Below are 24,121 nucleotides of genomic sequence, written 5' to 3'. Positions count from 1 at the left end.
CACCCTTCCGGTGGCGGCCCCCGCATGTGCCTGCGCACACGGTCAGTTATCGGATATTAAATCCTGCCCGCTAAAGTGTCCGGAACTACGCTGTTCGGACGGGAATAATGAGTGGTTCAGATCGACAGAGTCTCCGCAGAATTGTCCGCGGTGGTGCCACGCCGCGCATTCTCGATCTGTGGTCGGTCCAGCGTCGTTATGGCGAGAGCCTGGAAATGGCCGCCAAACCCTTCTTCCGCAATCCGCGGCTGAATGCGAGCTTCATCCTCAAGCACACCGTCCGGCCGCACGAGAAGCCGTACCTGTATACCGAAAACCCGGTGGCCACGAAGATCATCATTCCGGTCAGTACCGAGGATCTGGGCATGGGCGGGCATTCCTTCTTCGTCGAGGAGAAGGGGTTCGAGGTCCGCCTCAAGGCCTTTCTCGGCGTCGGCGTGGTGAACAAGCATTATGAAAGCGACCTGGCCCGGATCCGGGAACTGGCCGAGATCCCGTCCTTCGACCCTTTCCTGATGGCTGACCGCTACATCAAGGGCGAACGGCCGATCGCCCGCTTCTATTTCAACATTTCTCCGGGTGAGCAGGAGGCGATGCTGGGCAATGTGACCCGGCAGATCTGCGGCATGGTCCGTCTCGCCTTCGGGGATGATCAGATCCAGGCGGATGATGAGCGCGCCCGCCGTTTTGCCGAGCAATTGCTCGACAGCGAGGACACGGAGCGCCTGTCCGGCCTGCGCCATGTCCTGGGCATGGATGAAGAACAGTACGAGCAGGGCATTTTCGGCTGGAAGGGCATTCTCTACTACCGCTGGCGCCTGCGCGAGGTGAAGGATGATCTCCGCCAATTCCTGATCGAGCTCAATGATGCGGTCGTCCGCGGTGCCCGGCCGGACGAGAACAAGGAAATCAACGAGATCCGAAAGGCCATCCTGGCCAAGGTTCGCGAGCGCTGGACGGCGCTGACGGACATCATGGATGATTATGACAGCGAGTACCGCCGCTTCTGCGCCGGCGCGGATGCCTCCGCCCTGCGCAGCTTCCTGCTCAAGGCGCCCGGCCATTTCGGACAGCTCGGACGGGATCTGTCCGCCGTCTCGCACGTGACGTCCTATTGGGCCTATTGGTGGCAGGGCCGGGAAAAAGGCAATCTCTCTGCGGCCGACGCCATGGAGATGTTCCCCAGCTTCCTGCGCTCCTTGGTGAACAAGCGCGAGGAACGCTCGCTGGACGGCGATACACCCTACGCCGCGAACGGCTGACCGGCCCGCCCGAAGGCGAGCCGGCCCGAGCCCTATTCCGCTTCCACGATCTCCACACGGACCAGATTGTCGTCGGAGTCGCGGTCGATCAGCTTGTTGTAGGGATCAATCCCGACATAGAGCGGCTGCTCGTCCACGATCAGCTCGATCCGCATCGTGTTCTCGTCGATCCGGTGCTTGTCCATGTAGAGCACATGATCCGTGCCCTCATAGGCATCGTCCAGGTCTTCCGTGAACACGCCGATATCAATGAGATAATCGATCGGTTCCTCCGTTTCCTGACCGGCACCATCGGCCTCGAACTTGTGCGCCTCGATCTCCAGCGCCACATCCCAGCGGCCGTCCTCGCGCTGCGTGGCGGTCGCGGTTGATGCTTCCAGATCAAACACCACGATCCGCTCGAAGAAGTCATGGATGACGTCTTCCCACTCCGGACCGGCCTCCTCGCGCAGGATGCGCAGGAAATCGTGCGTGGTGGCATAGGGATCGGAGGAATAGGCCCGCAGATCGATCAGGCGCTGCATCGCGCGGTTCACGACCTCCTCGCCGACATAATCCTGCAGCGCGTACATGATCACCGCGCCCTTGCGGTAGTGAACGTATTGCTGGTTCTCGACACGATAGAGGGGCAGTTCCTCGATCGACTCGGAGCCCCGGCCACCCAGATAACTGTCCAGCTCGAACTTGAGGAAGCGGCGCATATGGTCTTCGCCATAAGTCTCCCGCATCACCATCAGGGCCGAATACTGGGCGAAGGTCTCGATCAGCATCGTGGAGCCCTGGACATTCGCAGCCATCACCTGGTGCGCCCACCACTGGTGCGCCGCCTCATGGGCCGTGACGTAGTAGACATAGTCGATCTCGGTCGGGTCCGAGAGGTTGGCGATGAAACCGATCCCTTCCGAGAAGGGAATGGTGTTCGGGAAGGCCTGGGCAAAGGTCTGATAAGCCGGGAATTCCAGAATGCGGTACTGGCGGTACTGGTAGGGGCTGAAATGCTCGGAAAAATATCCGATCGAATCCTCGCCCGCTTCCAGCATGCGCTCCACATTCCAGGCATGATCCGGATGGTAGAAGACCTGGTAGAGAATGCCGTCGGTCTCCCGCTCGGCCACCTCGTACCGCGCTGACAGCCACGAGTAGAAGTTCAGGATCGGGCGATCCATCACATACTCATAGCATTGCCGCGCACGGCCCTGCTCATCCGTCTCCGTCCATTCACGCTCCAGATAACCCGGGGCGATCGCGATCTGGTCCGCCGATGTGCAGACCTCCGAACGGAAGCCGACATAGTGGGAATTGGTGATCCCGTTCTCGTTCCAGTGGCTCTCATCCTCCAGCGGGAAAGCCCGGTCGATGGGCTCCAGCCCTTCGCGCCGGCGCTGCTGGCGGTCCGTCAGGCGCCAATTGTCGTTGAAGCCGACAATCGCCATCGACTCCCCATTATTGAAGAAGGTGCCGTTGTGATTGACGGTCGTCACATTGCCGGAATTGCGGAAGCCGGGATTGGCCCGCTCGACCCGGAAGTCGAAGCTCCGGCTTTCACCCGGTGCCAGCGGCGGCTCCAGGGTGAATTCATAGAGGTAGAAATCCTCATCCTCACTGGCGAGCGAACCGCCCTCGACCGCTTGCTCCAGAACCGTCGTGCCCTGGCCGTAGGAAATCCAGAGCGTGTCCAGCGTTTCGCCGGTCTGGTTTTCCAGCTCGTACCGGCCATCGGCCACATAGCGGCGCTCGGACGGATAGATCTCCACCTCATAGGCCGTGTCGACAATGGTCGGCTGCGGCACGTCCCGCAGGTGCAGATACTGACGCTCATACTCCGCCGCCTGCGCGCGCGCCGCATTGGAGGACTGATAGCTGTTGAGGATATTGGTGTTGTAATAGATCCAGCCACCGGTCGAGACCATGCCCGCCACGGCGATCAGGGCCACGAAGGCCGTCCCCGGCTGGGCAAAGCCGCGCGGCAGGGCCGCAATCCGGCGCTTGATGGAGGTCAGCGAGCCCCGGCTCCACAACAGATAGGACAGGGTCAGGAGCAACAGCCCCCAGAAAGCCCAATAGGCATAGAACCAGAGCTGGATGCCCAGGAAATGCCCATACCCGTTCATGTCGGTGTACGGAGCTGCCGGCGCGCTGCCGAAATTGTAGAGATTGTGATCGAGGCCGACATTGCCCATCACGATGGACACAATCTGGTAGCCCAGAAGGGCCGCCATGCCGAGCCAGCGATTGTTGAACAGGACCTGGGCGAAGATCGCCAGTGTCGCCACCAGAACGGCCGGCGCGATCATGCCAACCAGGCCGCGGATCAGGTATTGGTCGACCTCGACATTCGGGAAGCCACGGATCAGCTGGGCCAGTCCGGCGGCAATCAGGGCCGTTGCGATCAGCGCCACGATCACCACGCCCAGGGCGAGGAATTTCGTGGTGATGAACACCCAGCTCGGTGTCGGCGTGGCATCGACAATATAGGAGAAGCCGAACCGGCGTTCCCGCCACATCACTTCTGACGCGTAGTAGATGACGACCACGAAGGGCAACCAGGCAAAGGCTCCCTCAACCACCTGCACCATGATGCGGGTGACGGGGAAATTGGGCGTGCCGTAAAACTCATTGCCGAAAAAGAAGCCCGGGACCGTGTTGAGAAGCCCCAGCGCCAGGAGGATCCAGAAGGCAACATTGAGCACAACGCCCTTCACCTCAAAGCCCAGGCGTGACCGGAACTGCTGCAGCACAGCTGCGCCATCGAGGCGCGGCGTGACGCGCGGCAGATCGAACTCGGAAATGGCATGGGTCGGTCCGGCTGCGGCCAGCGCCTTCTTCTTGGACACTTTTCCGGTGGACCCCCGGCGAAAGCGGAACGTCAGCAGGTTCAGAACCAGCAAGGCCGCCCCGATACCCACCCACATCAAACGGTTGGTGAGCAGGATGCCTTCCAGGGGCACCACACGCTCATTCTGGTCGAAAATCGTCCAGTAACGCGTCACTTCGCCGAACGTGTTCAGGCCGAACGGGTCGATCAGGGCAATGAACTCACGCAAGTCCGGTTGCGACTGTGCCAGGCCCAGCCCCACGAAGTAGAGCACAAGCAGCCCGACAAAGGAGGCATAGGTCATGACGGTCGAACGCGTGAAATTCGCCACGGTGAACAGGATCGTGCCCACCACCCACATGTTCACGACACCGAATACGGCGAAGAGATAAGGGTACCACCACAGCACGGTCGGCCCGATCAGTTCCGGGTCAAGCCAGGGCATGAGGGACCCGATGAAGAAGGCCAGGGGCACACTGGCAAACACGGCCAGCGTGATGACAAAACCGCCCAGAAAGCGCCCGAGCACGAAGTCGAATTCGCTTACGGGCCGGGAGTAGAAGAGCTCGGCCGTCTTGAAACCCTCATCCCGCAAAACGCCGGATGACAGGAAAACGGTCGGGATGATCGCTCCAAAGAAGGAGAAGATCATGATGTTGGTGGTCAGGGCATTGGGCGAGTTGATATTGACCGCGCCGCCAGACCCCACTTGTAATTGATCCCAGGTCACACCGCCGAATACGAGCAGGAAGAACATCGCGAAAATCGCGATGGAAGCGGGTGAAAGAAGCTGAAACCGGAATTCAAAGCCGGCAATTTTTCCAAGCATGTCGCGTCCTCCGCAGCCGGCCGGATCAGGCCGCAGCCGCGGCCTGGCGGCCTTCGGCGATGGTGGCGAAATAGACGTCTTCCAGATCGGCCGGGACGGGTTCGAACCCGTCGCCCGGATTGGTCTCGGCGACGACACGGATCACCACCTGGCCCACGACCAGGCGCTCGGAAATGACATTGTAGCGCGACCGCATTTCAGGCAGGTCGGCCTTGGCCACGGTCTTGGCGAAGACCTTGCCCTCAAGCTGTTTAACCAGATCGCCCGGCGCGCCTTTCGCAACAATCCGGCCCTGGTTCATGATCGCCATGTTGGGGCAGAGATCGGCGACATCTTCCACGATGTGGGTGGACAGGATGACCACGACATTCTCGCCGATTTCCGACAGCAGATTGTGGAAACGGTTGCGCTCTTCCGGGTCGAGGCCGGCGGTCGGCTCGTCCACGATGATGAGTTGCGGATCGCCCAGCAGGGCCTGGGCAATGCCGAAGCGCTGCCGCATGCCGCCGGAATAGGAGGCGACCGACTTGTTGGCGTGCTGCTTCAGATTGGTCTGTTCCAGCAGGCTCTCGACCACCTGTTTGCGCTCCTTGCCATTGGTCAGGCCCTTGAGCACCGCCAGATGATCGAGCATGGCCCGCGCCGACATGCGCGGATAAACACCGAAATCCTGGGGCAGATAGCCCAGCGTGGCGCGCAGGGCCTTGGGTTCCTTGATCGGGTCGATATCACCGAACTGGATGGTCCCGCTGTCCGGATATTGCAAGGTCGCCAGGGTCCGCATCAGCGTGGATTTGCCGGCGCCATTGGGGCCCAAAAGACCGAACATGCCCTTGGGAATGGACAGGCTGACCCCGTCCATCGCGCGCACACCATTGCCGTAGGTTTTCGTCAGACCATTGATTTCAAGCATTTGATATCCAGACCCGTGAGATTCGGGTCCGCCCTCTCCTGTCCCTGCCGGAAGCTTACGCCCGGCCCGATTGTGGAACAAATGAGACCTTGTTCATCTTGGCCGCCAGAGGGACGCTGCCCGAAATCATCCCTCTTCGTTTTGGTAATCTGCCGGAAAGGCGTGACCGCGGACGCGTCGGCTTGTATGCGGAACCCCATGTCGCCACCGCTTTTGACCCTTCAGAACATCCATCTCACCTTCGGGGTGACGCCCCTGCTCGACGGAGCCGATCTGCAAGTCGCAGAAGGCGAGCGTCTGTGCCTGGTCGGGCGAAACGGGTCCGGCAAATCCACCCTCATGAAAGTCGCGGCCGGTCTGGTCGAAGCGGATGACGGCGAGCGCTTCATCCATCCCGGAGCCACGATCCGCTATCTGGAACAGGAGCCGGATCTCGCGGGGTTCGAAACGCTGCGGGACTATGTCGTGGCAGGGCTCGCGCCCGGGGACATGGACTACCGGGCCGACTATCTGATGGAGCAGCTCGGCCTGACAGGACAGGAAGACCCGGCGAAGGTCTCCGGCGGCGAAGCACGCCGGGCCGCCCTCGCCCGCGCCCTGGCGCCCGATCCCGACATTCTCATGCTGGACGAGCCCACCAACCATCTGGATTTGCCCGCCATTGAATGGCTGGAGAGCGAATTGGCCGCCTGCCGTTCGGCGCTGGTGCTGATTTCGCACGACCGGCGGTTTCTGGAGAACCTGACCCGCAAGACGCTGTGGCTGGACCGGGGACGGACGCGTTTGCTGGACAAGGGGTTTGGCGCGTTCGAGGCCTGGCGGGACGAGATTTTCGAGCAGGAAGAACTGGAACAGCACAAGCTGGACCGCAAGATCGTCCGCGAGGAAGACTGGCTGCGTTATGGCGTGACGGCCCGGCGCAAGCGGAATGTGCGCCGCCTCGCCGAGCTGCACGACCTGAAACGCCAGCGTGCCGAGCATCGCGGTCCCCAGGGACAGGTGAAGCTGGAAGCCAGCGAGAGCCAGGATTCCGGCAAGCTGGTCGCCGAGGCGAAACATGTCTCGCTGAGCTTTGGCGAGCGGGTGATCGTGAAGGATTTCTCGATCAAAATTGCGCGCCGTTCCCGCATCGGCCTGGTCGGGCCCAATGGGGCGGGCAAAACCACGCTGCTCAACATGCTGATCGGCCAACTACCGCCGGATGAAGGGGAAATCCGCTTGGGCACCAAGCTGGACATGGCCAGTCTGGACCAGAAACGCCTGGCGCTGAAGGATGACTGGACGGTCTCCGAGGCCCTTACCCAGGGCGGGGGCAACCAGGTCGAGGTCGGCGGCAAGACCAAGCATGTCATGGCCTATATGAAGGACTTCCTCTTCCCGCCGGAACAGGCCAACACGCCGGTCCATGTCCTGTCGGGCGGGGAGAAGGCGCGCCTCATGCTGGCCCGCGCCCTGGCCCTGCCGTCCAATCTCCTGGTGCTCGACGAGCCGACAAACGATCTGGATCTGGAGACGCTGGACCTGCTGGAAGGTCTGATTGCGGACTATGCCGGCACGGTTTTCCTCGTCTCCCACGACCGGGATTTTCTCGACCGGGTCTGCACCAGCGTCATCGTATCCGAGGGACAGGGTGTGTGGCGGGAGTATGCCGGCGGCTATTCCGACATGCTCTCACAACGGGGCCGGGGCGTCTCCCAGAGTGACAAGACGGTGTCAAAACAGGATCAGAACGGCACCAAAACGGCATCGGAAAAGGTCCAGAATACGGCCAAGCCGGAACGGCGACGCATGGCCAACAAGGACAAATACGCCCTGGAACGGCTTCCCGGTGAAATCGACGCGCTGGGCGAGACCATTTCCAAACTCGAGGCAAAGATGGCCGATCCGGCCCTGTTCAACGACAGCGTCAAATTCGCCGAAGTCTCCCAGGCTCTCGCCGACGCGATGGCCGAGCGGGACGAGAAGGAAGAGCGCTGGCTGGAGCTGGAAACCCTGCGCGAAGAAATAGAGGGCGAGGCCTGAGCCCCGCCCTCTTTTCAATCTTCCCAGGTTCGAACCGCGAAACCGGTTCCCCTAGTAGCGATAGGTCCGCGAACGGGCCGGTCCCAGGACCACCGCATTCAGCAGGAGCAGGTCCAAGCCTTCCAGATAGGCGCGGGTGGTCGGTGACTGGGTGAAGGCCACGACCTGTCCCGATCCGTAGGAATTGGACAGGAGATAGGGTTTGTAGGCCAACTGGTCGGCGAACTCGTCCCACAGATAACCCCCGGCCAGCAGTTCGTCCCGCGGCGCATAGCGCAGGGCCGTCACGGCATCATCCATCGCCACCGGCGCATAAATGTCCGAACCGGTGACCAGGGCAACGCCCCCGTCTTCATAGCCCGCGGACATCCAGGCCACCGGATTGGCGGTCAGATTGACCAGGGCGCCCGGCGAGGAATCCGGCATCGCACCGGCTTCCGCTTCCAGGGCGGCGAGTTCGGCAGCGTTTTCCAGAACGGTGCCGTCAATCACCTCACCCGTACTGGCCCCGCCTTCACGCGGCGTGTCGGCCGCGCGTTCGCGCTGGGCCGGGATCAGACCGGTCTCACTGTCCGCCAGCCAGCGCGTCGCCGAGCCCAGGCCAATCACGACACCGCCTTCACGGGCAAAGCGCTGGATCGCGGTCCGGCCACCGCCGCCCAGCGCGTCATCCAGACCCCACTGTTCCGGAATGATCAGGACGTCATAGCGGCCCAGATCGGCCCGGCTGATCGTGCCCGTGCGGATGACGGCGACCGGAATGCCATAGCGGCGCTCCAGCACAAACCGGGTCGGACCGGCCGACAGGGGAGACACGCCCTCATCCCACAACATCGCCACCTGGGGCGCCTGCAGGACATGGAAATTGTCCGAGCCCGGATTGGGGCCTTCATCCACCCAGCTGGTTTCCAGGCCTTCCACATGCGCCCCGATCTCGGCGGAGAGACGGGTGATCAGCGCATCCAGATCCGCCGGGGCGGAATGGCGCGGCACCACGACACTGCCGCGCGGGAAATTGCGGTCGCCGACCCGGAACGCCAGATCGGTCGTGCGCATGGGCACGCCTTCCTGCAACAGCGCCATGACCAGGGCGGCCTGGCCGGCATCAGTCCAGGGAATGGCATAGCCATATTCGGCCGAATGGTCCGAGGTGACGCGGGCGATCGGCATTTCCGCATTCACCGGATCCGTCGCGACCGACGGAGCCCGGCGGCAATAGGTCGGCGTCACATCGCTCATCAGCGGCAGGGACCAGGCCGTCACATCATAGAGCTGATGCCCCTGGCCCTCCGCGCGGCGGCGCTCCTGCTCTTGCATGAAGTCGGCCGGCAGATCGGTCGTCTCTTCCATCAGCGTGCGGGCCAGTCGGCCGGACGGCTGGTTGAAGTCGACCAGGAAAGCGCCCTGCTCAAACCGGGTCCCGCACGCGGAAACACCCGGCGCAACACGACCCACCTCGATGTCCTGGGCGGCCAGATTGCGGGCCAGACGTTCTGCCCCCCAGCGGTTCGACGCGATATCCAGCAGGACCGCACCGGGTTCCCCCGTGCCATTGGCGGCCGTGAGCCGGAAATTCATCAGATTGCGCAGGAATTGCGCACGGTTTTCGGCCACGGCCTGGGCCGTCGACACGCTAGCCACGAAATGACGGTCCACGCCATCCCCATAGGTCAGCAGAGACCCGTCCCGGCGGCGCCAGGCCAGACCCCGCGAGGAAGCCTGTTCATAGGTCATCGCCACCGCACCCTGCATGGTCGGCCACATGTCGCCATAGCCCGGATAGAAGGCGTCGAAGACTTCCCGCGTATAGTAATGATAGCCCAGCGCATCGAAATAGCGGCTGTGATTGCGCCCGATCAGGTCCTGGGCATTCCGCTGGCTGGACAGGATGTTCGGATTGAAGGGCTCTGCCGACGGCGCGAAGAAGTAATAGCTGTCGCCGCCCATTTCATGGGCATCCACCACCACAACCGGGCGCCAGTCCAGGATGGCTTGCGTGCGGCCGCGTGTTTCCGGCTGGGTCCGCGCGAACCAGTCCCGGTTCAGGTCGAACAGATAGTGGTTGTAGCGACCGCCCGGCCAGGGCTGGTCATGCTCGGCGGTGAAGCGGTCCTCGCTCGGCTCAAGCCCGCGGGCCGCCGTAAACGACTGGATAAAGCGATTGCGGCCATCAGGGTTCTGAGTCGGGTCGATCACGACAATCGTATTCTCGAAAATCGTGTCGACAACCGGATCGCCCTGCGCCGCCAGAAGATGATAGGCTGTGCGGATCCCGGCATCGGTGGAGGAGATCTCGTCCCCGTGCACGCCATAGGACAGCCAAACCACGGCGGGCAGGTCCGCGACCAGGGCGTCACGCGCGTCCGCAGACAGGCCCTGCGGATTGGCCAATTGCTGCAAATCCGCCTGGATCTCATCAAGCCGGCCCATCACGTCCGGACTGGCGATCAGCGCATAGACCAGCGGCCGGCCTTCCCAGGAGCGCGCATATTCCACGACGCGCATCCGGTCCGGTGCCGCGTTTTCCAGGGTGTAGAGATAGTCGACCGCCTGTTCCGGCGGCGTGATTTCCTCACCGAACTCATAGCCCAGCGTCGCAATGGCGCTCGGAATGGCCGGATCATATTGCGTGTCGAACGGCGAGGATTGTGCCATCGCGCCCGTCAGTCCCGCAAAGGCGGTCACTGCCGCCATCACCCATGCCCGCATATCTCAAACCCCTGTTTTTCTTCCGCTCGCCAATAAATCAGGTTTATCGCCACTGGCCAAAACTGCAATCACCCAAAGGCGGATTTCCATGTCCGGTCTTCGGACGGCGCGGTAAAGCCCGCCTCGCCGGTCACCCGCCACAGCCCGCAGCTGCGCCGCCGGAGAAGGCAAGCCTTCCCGATGCCGCGGCAGGGCCGGCCTGCCCCGAAGTCGGATTGATGATTGGCCTGACGCTCGAACACTGTAACAATCCGTACCGGGGGCAAATCAGGGAACGGCAGGATGCGCCGTTTTCCTTCTGTACAGTAAGGATCCACATGCGGGACGAAGCTTGGCGCATGGCCCTTGATGCCCTGGACATTCTGGATGGCGAAGCCCGTCAAGCCCTGGTCGAGACCGCCGACCGGCGCTTCGTGAAGGCCGCTACCACCATCATTTCCCAGGACGAGCAGGATGATCATGTCTACCTGCTGCTGGAGGGCTCGGTCCGGGTGGTCCTGCTGTCGGAGAATGGTCAGGAAATCTGGCTGGACTGGTTCGGCGCCGGAACGGTCTTCGGCGAGATGGCCGCGCTGACCGGCAAGCCGCGCACCTCGGAAATCGTCGCAGAAACCGATTGTGTGCTGGCCGTGCTGAACGGCGACAATTTCTTCGCCCTGATGCGGGAGCATGGCGAGATCGGCGTGGCCCTGTCGAAGATCCTGGCCAACCGGATCCACAACACAACCCAGCGCATGTTCGAATTGTCGGCCCTGTCGGCGCCGGGCCGGATCTATGCCGAGCTCCTGCGGATGTCGGAACCCTCTGTCGAGGACACGACCCGGCGGACGATCCGCCGCGCGCCCTCCATGACCGAACTGGCCCGCCGAGTGAACACGACGCGGGAGACCACGTCCCGGACCGTCAATGATCTGGAACGGCGCGGCCTGTTGCGGCGCTCGGATGACGCCTTCGAACTGGTCGACCCGGACCTGCTAAACCGGATGCTCAGTGCGAGCTGACAGGCGCCGGTTCTGCGCTTCCAGGGAATCCGGTGCCACCGCCCGCAAGGCATAGAGCGGCATGTCCGGCAGATAGGCATCAATTTCGGTCAGACCGACATATTCACAGCGCAGGCCCGGCTGAGCCGACATGGCGAGGCGTGCCGCAAAAATCTCGCTGACAAAAATCGTCCCGGGCACTGTCACGGACTCGATCCGTGAGGCGATCGCCACCTGGGCGCCAAACGGCGCCTTGCGGTGCTGGATCGGGTCCTGTCCCTCATGCACCGGCCCGCAATGCCCGGCGATGCGCAGTCCGAGCGTCGGTGGAAGATTGAGCGCGGCCAGATCGATCCGGCTGAAAACCTGCTGTAGACGGGTCGCCGCATGGGCGGCGTCGGCAACGGTCGAGAAGGTCAGGAACAGACCGTCTCCCCAGCTATCGGCGTAGACGGGAGCCGGATCCAGCGCGTCACAGGCTTCGGCCAGCTGGCCGAGCACATGGCGGACAAAGTCGGGAATGCGGTCATCCGGCACCGTTGATGAACCACGCACATCCAGAAAAAGCATGGCGCGAAGCGCCGGCTCGAACCCGGCCCGGGCCGGGGGCACTGGCAGTTCGGAGGTCGCGCCCGGCGCGCCGTCGCGGCGGAAGGGAATGATGCATTGGGCCGCGCCGGTCTCCGCCCAGGCCGCAGCATCGCGATAGGTACCATAGGCCGCATCCGTCCGGACCTGGTCATCCCGGATCAGTAGCTGGATCGGTCGGGAGCCGAGCACATCGGCCCGGATCCGGCTGAGCCCCATCGCCACCGAACTGGCGTGATTGAGGCTGAGCTGGGACATCAATTGCCGGTCGGACGTCACTTCGACAATGTCGGTGGCCCGCTCCAGACAGTCCTCACAGCGCCGCACCCAGTTCTGGCCGAAAGGCCGCACCGACGTGTCGATGAAGACCGAAACCGGGACCGGAAGCACGACGGTGAGGGGCTTGCCGGCCCCCAGCGCGGCTTCGGCAAACAGGATGTCGGAACCGGCGGCCATGGCTCCGTAGAGAGAGCCGATATTCTGGCCTGCCATAACGTCCGCCACGGCCTGCCGCAAACGGCTCTCGCGCCGGGCAAGCTCCGGATGATCCGGGTCCGCTTGTTCGAAGATATGACCGGCATAATGCGCCGGGCGCGGCGGCTCCAGCCCGGTCAGCCAGGCTTCCGGAAGCTCCAGTGTCCGGGAGACCAGCCGCAATTGGCGCAGCGTGGTCGCATGGGCGATGAAATTGTCCCGGTCCTGGGCGATCGCCCGGCGCAGCGCCAGATTGGCCGCGCCCAATTCACCAAGAAGAAGATAGGCTTCCGCCTCCGAAGCGCACTGGTAGTAGGCGTCCTCCGGCTCATCCGGCAGGTCTTCCTGACACGCTTCCAGAACGCGGCGCGCGAGGCGCCTGGACAGATCGGCCTCGCCGCCCAGCCGGTACATGGTGGCGGCATTGATGCCGGGGTAGTGACCCCCGGTTTCCTGAAAGATCTCCGCATAGGTGCGGGCAGCCTCCCGGGCGCGGCCGGCAAAGCGCGAGGCATCGGATTCCAGGGCCACCGCCTTGAGCAGGCGGGCCCCAAGGGCCCGGCAGTCTTCATCATGCCGGGCTTCGGACAGACGAAAGCGCTCGTAATCGGCCTGCGCCCGCTCCAGGGCACCGGAGCGGATCAGACAGAGAACCGCCCGGTGCCGGAGCCAGAGATCATCGGGATTGCTGCGCAGGGCTTCCATGCACAGGTCGTACGCACGGGCGAGATCCCCCCGCTTGAAGCGTTTGGCAATGCTCTCGCGCTGACCCATGAACACCCTTCCACCACCCCGGTCAGGTGGAGAGTCTATCAGGGTTAGTTCGGAATGACTTCGATTTTCGGATCGATGATCACACGGGTGAGCTGGCTTCCCGCGCTCTGGGACGCGCGAATGTAGAGCGCGTACTCATACGAACCCTGTGTGACGCACTGGGCCCCAAGCTCAAAGCTGTAAGGCGCGCAGGTCGAACCATTCAGCGTGAGCCATTTCAGGCCGCAGAACTCGCCAGACGGCAAGTCCGTCTTGAACTTGATCCGGGCCGGCTCGAAGCCCCAACCGGGAACGTGAACGTGGAAGATCAGACGGCTCGGCGCGGTCACTTCCTCATCGAAAGGACAGCCTGCAACCATGTTGCACGGCGTCCATTGGCCGGAGAGGGCCTGCTGCACCGCCGTCCGCAAAGTGGACGAATCGGCCCCGGGATATTCCGAAACCGTCTCGGCAAAGGTCACGAAAATCGCGGAAAGGTCCGCATCCGAGAACGTGTCCCGGTTGGCGTCACTGCCGTGCACCACGACGAAGCCGTCGGTCGCCTGGGCGACCAGGCCCAGCTGGGTCACCTCCGGCGTGAATCCGCAATCGGCTTCAAGCTCGGTTTGAACAATCGTTCCGTCAAAGGATTGAGCATCAATTCCAGGCATGGATTTCCCCCTGTTTGCCCCCAACAAGCCGGCCCGCCATCCGGGCCGGCGCAAAACACGCGCTATTCAGCGCTCATCCGTTCAGCCCCCAGGCGGGCTTCAGCCCGCCGCAGCTCGGCCCGCGCATCGATCGGCAATCTCTCCCGGAGCGGCGACAAACGATGCACCATGCTGGCCCGGATACGGGCCGCTTCCGCCGGATCACCCCGTCTTTCGACCAGATCGGCCAAGCTGTTGGTGGTTGCGGCGTAAAGATAGGCGCCCTTGGACAGGCGGGACGACCAATCCTCGACCTGCTGCAGACTGGTCAGAAGATGGGCCAGGGACAGGCTCGCGGAGTCCAGATCCCCCATCGCGATGAACAGGCGGGCCTCGATCAGCGAGGCATGAAGGCGCGTATCTTCATAACGCTGCCCTTCAACATCAGCCCAAGAGGCGTGCGCCATGAATGATGTGGCGTCGAGATAGGCCTGCCGGGCTGCATCGATATTGTCCGCGAGCAGATTGGCCTCGGCCAGCCAGATGCGCTGGCGAATGCCCAGAAGGCGCCATTCCACATTGGCCGGCTCGTGGCGGATCAGCGCATCCGCCTCAAAGGAGGCGGTTCGCAGAAGATCGAGCGCGGCGGCCACGTCTTCCGGCTCGCTATCGACCCCTTCAGAGATGTAGAGGCGGGCCAGCGCGTACTCGGCCGCCATGGCGCTGCGCCGAACGCTCCAATTGTCCGCATCGGAAAGCTGGGTTTCATAGACGTCGATCTGGTCAAGGATCGCAGCCATGGCCGCCTCGCGGCCATCCGTCGGCTCGGACACAAAGGCGATCCAGCCATAGGCGTCGGCCACATCGATCCAGGCCTGTTCAGACGCATCCGGCGCCTGGGCGATCACCAGAAAGCGCTCCAGCGCCTGCTGCATCTCGGTTTGGGCGAGTTCCAGGCGGTCCTGGCTGATGTAGAGCGTGCCCAGATTGGAGTGGGCGTAGGCGGCCTCGGCCTGCCATTCCAGGTTTTCCGCATCAATCGACAGGAGACGCTCGGACAGGTCGCGATACTCGATGAAGCGCGATTCTGCCGTTTCCAGTTCGCTGCGGCGCCAGGCGAAATAGCCGGCCCAGAAGGCGCTCTGGGCGTGCTGGTAGATGCGGTCGGGCTGGTTCGGATCGACGGCGATGATCCGGCTGGTCGCGTCATAGGCGGTGTTGAAGTGCTGGTAGGCACTCTCCAGGTCGCCCTTGTCGCTGTCGATTTCGCCCAGCAATTGGAAGGCCCGGGCCCGGCGCCCAAGATCATCCAGCGACAAATGATGGGCCGCCTGGCCGTCATAATACTCGATCACCTTGGCCCCGACGGCATCCAGCACGTCCAGCCGTCCGACCGGCTCCAGTCTTGTTCTCAGATCACTCAGCATGAACTCGATCAGGTCCTCTGCCTCGGCTTTTCGCCGTTCGGCCTCGGACTGCGCCGAGACGGCGAACAATGTCAGTGTCGCCATGGTTAGCGTCAGAGCGATGAGACCGCCTGTGATCACCGTCACACGGCGTTGCCGGCGCTGAAGATCCCGCTGGATCAGCTGGTCCAGCCGCAGGTCGAGCAGGCCCGCGACCAGTTTGAGAAGGGCGATGCGGCGGCCATCCCCGGTCGGGCGAAAGTCGGCCGCAACCGGCTCCGGCGCCCCCGCACCTTCGCCCCGCAGGGCGGGCGGAAAGCATTCCAGATCTGCCGCATGCCCACCGGCCTCGGCCCCGGGCTCGCCGGCGACGATCGCGGCCAGCACGTCGCCGTCGGGATTGAGCTCCCGGAAGGCGCGGATTTCCGCATCCACCCAGCGCGAGCGGGCCGCCGAGGGGGAACACAGCACGATCAGGGTCTGCGAGCGCGACAGGGCATCCCGCACCGATTCCGACAAATCGCCGGCCGCGGGCAGATCATCCCGGTCCCGGAAGATCGGCGTCAGCCTGCGGGGGACGTCACCCTTGCGGGTTTTTAGGCCCACCAGGCGGTCGGGAACCCGGAAAGTCTCCAGCGCCTTGTGAATCCGGCTGGCCACTCTCTGGTCGTCATGACTGTAGCTGATGAAGGCGCGAAACCCGTCGTGATCGCCCATGAATCCGTCCCTGCCTGTTCGCCTGGCCGCATCATCTCGCCTGCCCCGGCGCGGCGCAACCTTACAGGGGACCCCCGGCCGCCTGCGCAGGGCGCTATCAACAGGTTTGCGCGCGCCGGTCGGGTTTCACGCGACAACACAATGACTTGGGAGAAAAGAAAGAGATGCCGGGAAAGCAAGGAATGCAAGGCGAAGTTGGGGCTTCGCATTGGGCAAGGTTTGCATTGCCTCGCCTCCCCGGCCCTGAACTCTTCCTAGGGAGGAGTAGGGTCGCTCGCGAGCGACGGACGCAAACTACCCTGGCGTGCGTCGAAAGGGTGTGATCCGGATCACACTTTTTCCTGAAATTTCAGCTCAAATGCGGTCGATCCGTATATCCCGGGCCTCGATCGTGACGCCCCCGAAACCGGCCCGCGTATGCAGCCGAACGGGCAGATGGATATCACTGTCCGGGAAGGCGGCCAGCCAGATCGTCAGCGGATGCCGCAATTCCGACTCCGAGGGATAGTCTTCCGGATCATAGCCGGAAATGGGTTCGTAATAGGCTTCGCAGACCCGGGCTTCGCCCTGCCAGGCACGGGTGCGGATGCGGGACAGGCCGGCATCCTCCAGCCGGAGGTCATAGCGCTGCTTGCCGTCAAAGACCGGAATCCGGCCGCTGCAGGTCTCGCCCGGCGAGGCTGCCAGGGCGTCGGAGAGGGCAAAGAAGGCGGTCATCGGGTCGAGCACACCGGTGCGTTCGGCGGCACTGGCCGGCGGCTGCCCCCAGGAGCCGAAGGGCGGTTCGGCGCGGGACTCGGCCACCTGGTCATCAAAGCTGACCGTGACCGAGCGGACCTTGTCGCCCGTGCGTTCGACATGGGCGTATTCGCGGGGCTGCACGCCGGACGGGGAGCGCTCACCGGCGACTTGCGCCTGGATGTCGAAATCCGTGAACAAGGCCGCCAGACCGGCAGCGCCCACCGTGCTGCGGGCGCTGTATTCATGATCGGAGAACACCGCCTCCAGCTCGACCTCGCCCACCTTGAAGATCAGGACGGAACTGGAATAACGCGCCCGGACCCGCAGGGCGCCATCTTCGGTCCCGGCCGGTCCGGACCGGAGCGCCTCATCCCCATCGCCGCCCGCCAGGGAAGGCGAGACGAGGACCAGCGCCAGCGGCACGGCTCCCAGGCCGAGACATTTCAGCGATTGTGACAGGCGCAGCATGGAACACTCCGGAAACCGATCGGTTCAGACTGCCGAGCATTCATGGCGAATTGAGGTCAATCAAGCCGGAAGGGTTTCCAGCGCTGTCAGCGAGACCTGGTCGAGGCCCGGAATGCTCAGCCCGCCTTCCTCGGCCGGCCCGGCCAGCTGACGGAAACCGGTGAACAATTCCCGGCCCATGCCGATCTGCGCACTGGCGGGTGCCAGCGCGGAAGGCCGGTCTGCCAGACCGTCCACCTCGACCCGCAGCGTCCCGGCCGCCGCGTCAAGAACCACCGGGTCGCCATCCTGGACCTTGTCGATCAGACCGCCCAGCGCGGCTTCCGGACTGACATGGATGGCGGCGGGCACCTTGCCGGACGCGCCGGACATGCGCCCATCGGTGACCAAGGCGACCTTGAACCCGCGGTCCTGCAGCGAACCCAGCGCCGGGGTGAGGCGGTGGAGTTCCGGCATGCCATTGGCGCGCGGTCCCTGGAAGCGCAGCACGGCGATGAAATCGCGCTCCAGCTCGCCGGCCTTGAACCGGTCCATGAAATCATCCTGGCTCTCGAAGACGAGGGCCGGGGCGGAAACCTGGCGATGTTCCGGCTTGACCGCAGAGACCTTGATCACCGAACGGCCGATATTGCCGTCGAGCACTTTCAGCCCGCCATCAGCCGCGAAGGGATCGGAGACCGGACGGACCACGTCCAGATTGGCGCTCTCCGCCACGGCATCCTTCCAGACCAGCTCGCCATCCTGCTGCAGCGGCTCTGTCGCATAATGGCGCAGGCCCGGACCCATGACGGTCTGGACATCTTCATGCAGAAGACCGGCATCCAGCAGTTCGCGGATCACGAAAGACAGGCCGCCCGCGGCATGGAAATGGTTCACATCGGCCGGCCCGTTCGGATAGACGCGGCACAGGAGCGGCGTGACCTTGGCCAGATCGTCGAAATCATCCCAGTCGATCAGGATGCCAGCGGCGCGGGCAATCGCAATCAGGTGGATGGTGTGATTGGTCGATCCGCCGGTCGCATGCAGGCCGATGATCGCATTGATGATGGCCTTCTCGTCGACGATCTCGGCCATCGGGATATAGCTGTCGCCATGCGCGACGATCGCCGCGGCCCGGCGGGCGGCCGCCTGGGTCAGCGGATCGCGCATCGGATCACCCGGATTGATGAAGGCCGAGCCCGGGATGTGCAGACCCATGATCTCCATCAGCATCTGGTTGGAATTCGCGGTGCCGTAAAAGGTGCAGGTGCCCGGCGAGTGATAGGATTTGCTCTCCGCATCCAGAAGGGCATCGCGCCCCACCTTGCCCTCGGCATAAAGCTGGCGGACCTTGGCCTTTTCTGGATTGGGCAGGCCGGACCGCATCGGACCGGCGGGCACGAAGATCACCGGCAGATGGCCAAAGCGCAGCGCGCCGATCATCAGGCCCGGCACGATCTTGTCGCAGACCCCCAGGCACAGCGCCGCATCGAACATGTTGTGGGACAGGGCGATCGCGGTCGCCATGGCGATGGCATCGCGGGAGAAGAGCGACAGCTCCATGCCCGGCTGACCCTGGGTGACCCCGTCACACATGGCGGGGACACCGCCCGCCACCTGGCCGACCGCCCCGACCTCCTGAAGCGCCGATTTCAGCAGGGCCGGGAAGCGTTCATAGGGCTGGTGTGCCGAGAGCATGTCATTATAGGCGGTGACAATCCCGACATTGGCGGAATCCCCGTCCTTCAGGGCCCGCTTGTCCCCGCCCGGGCAAGCGGCAAATCCATGCGCCAGGTTTCCGCAGGACAGGACGGACCGGTTGCGGCCTTCCTCGCCGGCCGATCGCATCTGGGCGAGATAGGCGGCGCGGGTTTTCGCGCTGCGTTCGCGGACGCGGTCAGTGACCTTGGCGATGATGGGATTGAGGGTCTGGGCCATGGGATTGGCACCTTTCAATAGCGTTATTCGGTCCAGTGGACTTCCAGCGGCAGATCACGGGCGCGCAGCAGGGCCCGCACAGGCTGATCGGCGACCGGGCCGTCCTGCAGGGCACGCTCCAGCGCCTCGCGCTTGGACGCCCCCGAGATCATCAGGACGATCCGCTCCGCCGGTGCGATGGCGCCGAGGGTCAGGGTCATGCGCTGGGTGTGCGGCCCGGTGACATCGGTCTGGGCAGCCTGGACCGCGGCAATCCGCGGGCCTGACATCGACAGGGCCGCGTCCAGCCCCTGGGCCCGCGGGAACCAGGAAGCGGTGTGGCCATCCGCGCCCATGCCCAGCACCACCACATCCGGCTCACCGATATCCGCCAGGCGGGCCTCGACCTCGTCCCTGGCGTCCAGCGGGGTCTCGGCCGCGGTTTTCAGGCCGATGAACTGCGCCTTCGCGGCGGCGTCCTGGAGCAGGGTGTCATGGATGAAGTGCGCATTCGATCCGGGCGCATCGAAATCCACCCAACGCTCATCGACCAGCACGATGGTGACCCGCGTCCAGTCGATATCGGCCCCGGACAGGCGCTTGTAGAGCGCCGCCGGCGTCGACCCGCCCGACACGGCCAGGACCGCTGTGCCGTGTTCCAGCAGGGCGCGGCTGAGATCATCGCGGATCCGGTCGGCCAGCAGAGAAGCCATGGCCTCGCCATCAGCATGCTCCGTCAGGGGGAAGGCGGTCTCAGCGGGAAAGGCCATCGAACCACTCCCGGCTTTCGCGATCCAGCATCAGGGCGGACTGGGTCGGACCATCCGACCCGGCCTGATAGCCATAGAGTTTGGCCTGCCCCTCATCCCAGGCCTGGATGATCCCGTCGACCCAGCGCCAGGCGGCCTCGACCTCGTCGCGGCGCATGAAGAGGGAGAGATTGCCCCGCACCACGGCCATCAAAAGCCGTTCATAAGCATCGGGATAATCCGCCTCGAAATGTTCGGCATAGGACAGGTTCAGCGGCACATAGCGCAGGCGCAGGCCGCCGGGCCCCGGATCCTTGGTCATCAGCATCAGTTTGACGCCCTCATCCGGCTGCAGGCGGATGACAAGACGGTTGGGATGCAGCGTGCCCTTGGCAACCCCGACAATATCGTGGGGGATTTCCTTGAACTGGACGATGATCTCGGAGCGTCGCGAAGCCATGCACTTGCCGGTCCGCATGTAGAAGGGCACGCCCGCCCAGCGCCAATTGTCCACCATGGCGCGGATGGAGACGAAGGTTTCCGTGTCCGTGTCATGACCGACTTCCTCGGCATATCCGGGAACTTTCTCGCCATCGACGGCACCGGCCTGGTATTGGCCGCGCACCACATCATTGGGGACGGTCGCCGCCGTGATCGGGCGCAGCGCCTTGAGAACCTTCAGCTTCTCGGTGCGCACCGAGTCGGCCTCCAAGGATTCCGGCGGTTCCATCGCAACCAGGCAGGCGAGCTGAAGCAAATGGTTCTGCACCATGTCCCGCAGGGCGCCGGACCGGTCGTAATAGGTGGCGCGTTTCCCCGCACCCAACGTTTCGGCAACGGTGATCTGGACATGGTCGATCCCGTTGGCATTCCACAAGGGTTCGAACAGGTAATTGGCGAAGCGCAGGATCAGGAGGTTCTGGACGGTTTCCTTGCCCAGATAGTGGTCGATCCGGAAAATATTGTTCTCGCGGAAGACCTCGCCGACCTTGTCATTGATTTCGCGAGCCGTGTGGTAGTTCGAGCCGATCGGCTTTTCCAGCACGATGCGGGCATTCCAGCTATTGAGCGACTGGCGCGCCAGACCGGCACAGACCGATCCGTAGATCGAGGGCGGAAGCGCCAGATAATAAAGGCGGATCTTGTCCTCATTCGGATCCATCGCCGCCTTCAGATCATTCCAGTCTTCGCCGTCACGGCTGACATCCAGCGCGGTATAGCGGATCAGCTGGGTGAAGCTTGTCCACGACTTGCGGCGTTCGTCAGACATGGATTTGTCCACGATATGCGTGGCGGCGAGCTCACGGAACGCTTCATCGCTCATCGTGTCGCGGGCGGCCGCGATGATGCGGCTGTCCTCGGTGATCTGGCCGTCGCACCAGCGGTGGAAAAGCGCCGGGATCAGCTTGCGCAGGGCAAGATCGCCCGTCGCGCCAAAGACAACGATATCAAACGGTTCAACTGGGACGAGTTCGGCCATTCATACTTTCCGATCGTGGATTGCCCGCAGGTCTCAACCCCACTCTATAGCGAGAATGTTACCCCTACCATAGCCGGAACCAGCGGTCGACCGGAACCGGCCAATCCGCATCGGGTGCAACCAATTGTCGCTGCGCGTTTTGGGCACATGGCGGTGTGCGAGCCCGCGGATAATCTGCCCGCCAAACGCGCGCAGACATCGCGCATTCGTGTGAATTTCGACCGCGAACACTTTCAAATACCGGCGCTTGGCAAAAACGGGCCGGACCGAACGGGACAGCAGACCATGGCGCATAACGACACCGCCCCGACCGCTCCTTTCCTGCAGCGCTATGTGCTGGAAGCGGTGCCGCGCTACACCTCCTATCCGCCGGCCACACGTTTCCATGACGGTGTGGGCGCGGCGGACTGGAAAAGCTGGATGGACGACCAGCCGGAACGTCCGGTTTTGTCGCTCTATATCCACATCCCCTTCTGCAAGACGATGTGCTGGTATTGCGGTTGCAACACCACGGTGCCGAACAAGGATGACCGGGTGGCGCGCTATCTGGATGCGCTGGACAAGGAGATCCAAACCCGGCCGATACCGGCCGACGGTATCGTCCACCATATCCATTTCGGCGGCGGGTCCCCGGACATGCTGTCACCGGCGCGTTTCCGCCGGATCATGGAGGCCTTCCGGGAGCGCTTCGAGATTGCCGAAGACGCCGAGATCGCGGTCGAGCTAGACCCGCGCGGTGTGACGGAAGACCTGGCCGCGGCCCTGGCCGGCGCCGGGGTCACCCGGGCCAGCCTGGGCGTGCAGGATCTGTCGCCGGAAGTGCAGACGCTGATCCACCGCATCCAGCCCGCCGAAAGCGTCGCCCGCGCCGCGATGCGGCTGCGCCGGGCCGGGATTGCCGCGATCAATATGGACATCATGTACGGCCTGCCGGCCCAGACCGTGGAACGGGTCGAAGCGACGGCAAGGGCCGTGGCCGATATGGGCGCCGACCGGGTATCCGTGTTCGGCTATGCCCATGTGCCCTGGTTCAAGAAACATCAGCGCGCCATTCCGGAAGACCGTCTGCCCGGCGCCCGCGAACGCTTCGACCAGATGCATGCGGCCGCCGCCTGCCTGAAGGATACCGGCTATCAGGCCATCGGCTTCGACCATTTCGCCCGCCCCGATGACAGCCTCGCCCGCGCCGCCCGCTCCGGCCGGCTGCGCCGCAATTTCCAGGGCTATACGAATGATCCCTATGACGTGCTGATCGGCTATGGCGCCTCCTCGATCAGCGAGAGCCGCCAAGGCTATCTGCAGAACCTCACCGACCCGGCCCATTATGCCAATGCGCTGGAAAGCGGTGCGCCGGTGCAGGTGCGCGGCCTCAGCCGGACCGCAGAGGAATGCGCCACGGGCGAGCGGATCGCGCGCCTACTGTGTGACTTCGAGGTCGAGGCGGGTCCGGACGGGTTCGACCGCAACGCCCTGGCCGATGTCATCGCCGACGGGCTGGTTGAGCTGAGCGGCGACCGCCTCATCGTCACCGCGGCCGGCCGTCCCTATGTCCGCAATATCGCCGCCCGCATCGACCCGGCCTTCCAGACCGCCCAGAACCAGCACAGTCAGGCGGTGTGAATTTGGACGCCCAAAAATAGCTTGAAAGCTATATAGCCTTCAAGCTATATAGAGGCATGGATTGGGATGTCGCGTTTCACGACGAATTCGAACGTGAATTCGATCGCTTTCCGGAAGGCGTCCAGGATTCGATCCTCATCATGGCCGGGCTGCTGGCCAAAATCGGACCCGGTCTGAAACGCCCGCATGCCGACACGTTGAACGGCTCGAAACATGCGAACATGAAGGAGTTGCGCTGCAGGGCGGAGGACGGTGTGTGGCGGATTGCCTTCGCCTTCGACCCGAAAAGGAAGGCCATTCTCCTGGCAGCCGGCGACAAGGCCGGAGTCAGTGAGAAACGCTTCTACAAGATGCTGATCGCAACGGCTGACAGACGCTTCGACACACATTTGTCAACACTTAGAGGAGGACGGTGATGGGCAAGTCACTGACGGAAAAACTGAATGCGCTTCCTCAGGCGCGGCGGGAACGGATAGAGGCGGAGACTGACCGTCTCCACGCCGAATATCTGACATTGCAGGAATTGCGCAAAGCGCGAGAGCTGACGCAGGTCCAGCTGGCGGAAACCCTGAACATCCGCCAGGCCACGGTTGCCCAAATGGAAAAGCGAAGCGACCTCATGCTTTCGACCTTGCGCAGCTATGTGGAAGCCATGGGTGGCAAGCTCAGCCTTCTGGTCGAATTTCCGGACCATGCCCCGGTATCCCTCGAGGGGCTGGGTGATCTTGATGAACGGCGGGGCCGCCCGGGGCGATAGCGCCTTGATGAGTAGGTGCCCTGAAGGGGCGGATGAGGGGGGGACGGCGAGGTCGTCGCGATCGTGTTCAGCACCGGGATTTCCCCTCACCCGGCGCATGCGCGCCACCCTCTCCCCAGGGAGAGCGTGTGGCGACGCCGATTTCTGCACCCACCCCACCGACCGCCATCATGCCGCCGCAAAACTCTCTGAGAGGTAATCCGCCGGCCCCATAAAAGGGGAGGACTTCCCGGGGGAGGTCTTATAGAACCGGACTGGACAGTCTCGGTGAATTGGTGTGAGAGCGCTCCTT

At 63.5% G+C, this 24,121-nt stretch carries 16 protein-coding genes; 6 read left to right on the top strand and 10 right to left on the bottom strand.

All coding sequences use genetic code 11. The features are described 5' to 3' along the window. Positions 1-107 precede the first annotated feature (107 nt). Positions 108-1,262, top strand: a complete 1,155-nt coding sequence (locus FCS99_RS06075; RefSeq protein ID WP_138511178.1) for a hypothetical protein — start codon at positions 108-110, stop codon at positions 1,260-1,262. Between the two features lie 32 nt (positions 1,263-1,294). Here FCS99_RS06075 and FCS99_RS06070 read toward each other — a convergent pair whose 3' ends face one another. Next, positions 1,295-4,906, bottom strand: coding sequence for an ABC transporter permease/M1 family aminopeptidase (locus FCS99_RS06070; RefSeq protein WP_138511177.1), 3,612 nt, complete (start codon positions 4,904-4,906; stop codon positions 1,295-1,297). Between the two features lie 25 nt (positions 4,907-4,931). Beyond that, entirely contained in the window at positions 4,932-5,819 is an 888-nt protein-coding gene (locus FCS99_RS06065) for an ABC transporter ATP-binding protein (protein WP_138511176.1), read from the bottom strand. 198 nt (positions 5,820-6,017) lie between these two features. Here FCS99_RS06065 and FCS99_RS06060 point away from each other — a divergent pair, with 198 nt between their 5' ends. Continuing rightward, on the top strand, positions 6,018-7,841 hold the full coding sequence (locus tag FCS99_RS06060) for an ABC-F family ATP-binding cassette domain-containing protein (protein ID WP_138511175.1): 1,824 nt from the start codon (positions 6,018-6,020) through the stop codon (positions 7,839-7,841). 51 nt (positions 7,842-7,892) lie between these two features. On the opposite strand, the gene FCS99_RS06055 is transcribed toward FCS99_RS06060, so the two are convergent. Then, the gene (locus FCS99_RS06055) at positions 7,893-10,535 is read right to left on the bottom strand and encodes a M14 metallopeptidase family protein (RefSeq protein ID WP_233352678.1); all 2,643 of its coding nucleotides are present in this window, start codon (positions 10,533-10,535) and stop codon (positions 7,893-7,895) included. A gap of 332 nt (positions 10,536-10,867) precedes the next feature. Between FCS99_RS06055 and FCS99_RS06050 the strand changes: the two genes are divergently transcribed. Further along, positions 10,868-11,551 carry a Crp/Fnr family transcriptional regulator gene (locus tag FCS99_RS06050; protein ID WP_171036254.1) on the top strand — a complete coding sequence of 228 codons (684 nt, stop codon included), beginning with the start codon at positions 10,868-10,870 and terminating at the stop codon, positions 11,549-11,551. On the opposite strand, the gene FCS99_RS06045 is transcribed toward FCS99_RS06050, so the two are convergent. The 7 genes from FCS99_RS06045 to zwf all read right to left on the bottom strand — a co-directional run bounded on the left by FCS99_RS06045 (position 11,525) and on the right by zwf (position 21,452). Then, positions 11,525-13,366, bottom strand: a complete 1,842-nt coding sequence (locus tag FCS99_RS06045; RefSeq protein ID WP_138511172.1) for an adenylate/guanylate cyclase domain-containing protein — start codon at positions 13,364-13,366, stop codon at positions 11,525-11,527. The genes FCS99_RS06050 and FCS99_RS06045 overlap by 27 nt on opposite strands. A gap of 44 nt (positions 13,367-13,410) precedes the next feature. Beyond that, positions 13,411-14,016 carry a hypothetical protein gene (locus tag FCS99_RS06040; protein ID WP_138511171.1) on the bottom strand — a complete coding sequence of 202 codons (606 nt, stop codon included), beginning with the start codon at positions 14,014-14,016 and terminating at the stop codon, positions 13,411-13,413. A 62-nt stretch (positions 14,017-14,078) separates the two neighbouring features. Then, positions 14,079-16,118: a toll/interleukin-1 receptor domain-containing protein gene (locus FCS99_RS06035; protein ID WP_138511170.1), complete on the bottom strand. Its 2,040-nt coding sequence runs from the start codon at positions 16,116-16,118 to the stop codon at positions 14,079-14,081. A gap of 354 nt (positions 16,119-16,472) precedes the next feature. Next, positions 16,473-17,327 carry a DUF3108 domain-containing protein gene (locus FCS99_RS06030; RefSeq protein ID WP_138511169.1) on the bottom strand — a complete coding sequence of 285 codons (855 nt, stop codon included), beginning with the start codon at positions 17,325-17,327 and terminating at the stop codon, positions 16,473-16,475. A 60-nt stretch (positions 17,328-17,387) separates the two neighbouring features. Next, positions 17,388-19,244, bottom strand: coding sequence for a phosphogluconate dehydratase (gene edd, locus FCS99_RS06025; RefSeq protein WP_138511168.1), 1,857 nt, complete (start codon positions 19,242-19,244; stop codon positions 17,388-17,390). A gap of 23 nt (positions 19,245-19,267) precedes the next feature. Further along, entirely contained in the window at positions 19,268-19,993 is a 726-nt protein-coding gene (pgl, locus tag FCS99_RS06020) for a 6-phosphogluconolactonase (protein WP_138511167.1), read from the bottom strand. Then, the gene (zwf, locus tag FCS99_RS06015) at positions 19,977-21,452 is read right to left on the bottom strand and encodes a glucose-6-phosphate dehydrogenase (RefSeq protein WP_138511166.1); all 1,476 of its coding nucleotides are present in this window, start codon (positions 21,450-21,452) and stop codon (positions 19,977-19,979) included. The genes pgl and zwf overlap by 17 nt, the downstream gene beginning before the upstream one ends. A 285-nt stretch (positions 21,453-21,737) precedes the next feature. Here zwf and hemN point away from each other — a divergent pair, with 285 nt between their 5' ends. The 3 genes from hemN to FCS99_RS06000 are packed head-to-tail and all read left to right on the top strand — an operon-like array spanning position 21,738 to position 23,829. Then, the gene (gene hemN / locus FCS99_RS06010) at positions 21,738-23,072 is read left to right on the top strand and encodes an oxygen-independent coproporphyrinogen III oxidase (protein WP_171036253.1); all 1,335 of its coding nucleotides are present in this window, start codon (positions 21,738-21,740) and stop codon (positions 23,070-23,072) included. A 56-nt stretch (positions 23,073-23,128) separates the two neighbouring features. Then, the gene (locus FCS99_RS06005) at positions 23,129-23,488 is read left to right on the top strand and encodes a type II toxin-antitoxin system RelE/ParE family toxin (RefSeq protein ID WP_138511164.1); all 360 of its coding nucleotides are present in this window, start codon (positions 23,129-23,131) and stop codon (positions 23,486-23,488) included. Continuing rightward, positions 23,488-23,829 carry an XRE family transcriptional regulator gene (locus FCS99_RS06000; protein ID WP_138511163.1) on the top strand — a complete coding sequence of 114 codons (342 nt, stop codon included), beginning with the start codon at positions 23,488-23,490 and terminating at the stop codon, positions 23,827-23,829. The genes FCS99_RS06005 and FCS99_RS06000 overlap by 1 nt, the downstream gene beginning before the upstream one ends. Positions 23,830-24,121: the final 292 nt, after the last annotated feature.

The organism is Maricaulis alexandrii (genome assembly GCF_005871165.1).
Lineage (GTDB): Bacteria > Pseudomonadota > Alphaproteobacteria > Caulobacterales > Maricaulaceae > Maricaulis > Maricaulis alexandrii.
Note: the sequence above shows the minus strand (reverse complement) of the source record. Positions and strands in the feature narration are given on the sequence as shown.

Excerpts from the sequence above, each read along its gene's own strand:
- zwf (WP_138511166.1), bottom strand. The coding sequence starts at position 21,452 with ATGGCCGAACTCGTCCCAGTTGAACCGTTTGATATCGTTGTCTTTGGC.
- FCS99_RS06000 (WP_138511163.1), top strand. The coding sequence starts at position 23,488 with ATGGGCAAGTCACTGACGGAAAAACTGAATGCGCTTCCTCAGGCGCGG.
- pgl (WP_138511167.1), bottom strand. The coding sequence starts at position 19,993 with ATGGCCTTTCCCGCTGAGACCGCCTTCCCCCTGACGGAGCATGCTGAT.
- FCS99_RS06040 (WP_138511171.1), bottom strand. The coding sequence starts at position 14,016 with ATGCCTGGAATTGATGCTCAATCCTTTGACGGAACGATTGTTCAAACC.
- FCS99_RS06050 (WP_171036254.1), top strand. The coding sequence starts at position 10,868 with ATGCGGGACGAAGCTTGGCGCATGGCCCTTGATGCCCTGGACATTCTG.
- FCS99_RS06030 (WP_138511169.1), bottom strand. The coding sequence starts at position 17,327 with ATGCTGCGCCTGTCACAATCGCTGAAATGTCTCGGCCTGGGAGCCGTG.
- edd (WP_138511168.1), bottom strand. The coding sequence starts at position 19,244 with ATGGCCCAGACCCTCAATCCCATCATCGCCAAGGTCACTGACCGCGTC.
- FCS99_RS06075 (WP_138511178.1), top strand. The coding sequence starts at position 108 with ATGAGTGGTTCAGATCGACAGAGTCTCCGCAGAATTGTCCGCGGTGGT.
- FCS99_RS06070 (WP_138511177.1), bottom strand. The coding sequence starts at position 4,906 with ATGCTTGGAAAAATTGCCGGCTTTGAATTCCGGTTTCAGCTTCTTTCA.
- FCS99_RS06045 (WP_138511172.1), bottom strand. The coding sequence starts at position 13,366 with ATGGGTCAGCGCGAGAGCATTGCCAAACGCTTCAAGCGGGGGGATCTC.
- FCS99_RS06005 (WP_138511164.1), top strand. The coding sequence starts at position 23,129 with ATGGATTGGGATGTCGCGTTTCACGACGAATTCGAACGTGAATTCGAT.
- FCS99_RS06065 (WP_138511176.1), bottom strand. The coding sequence starts at position 5,819 with ATGCTTGAAATCAATGGTCTGACGAAAACCTACGGCAATGGTGTGCGC.
- hemN (WP_171036253.1), top strand. The coding sequence starts at position 21,738 with ATGGCGCATAACGACACCGCCCCGACCGCTCCTTTCCTGCAGCGCTAT.
- FCS99_RS06035 (WP_138511170.1), bottom strand. The coding sequence starts at position 16,118 with ATGGGCGATCACGACGGGTTTCGCGCCTTCATCAGCTACAGTCATGAC.
- FCS99_RS06060 (WP_138511175.1), top strand. The coding sequence starts at position 6,018 with ATGTCGCCACCGCTTTTGACCCTTCAGAACATCCATCTCACCTTCGGG.
- FCS99_RS06055 (WP_233352678.1), bottom strand. The coding sequence starts at position 10,535 with ATGGCGGCAGTGACCGCCTTTGCGGGACTGACGGGCGCGATGGCACAA.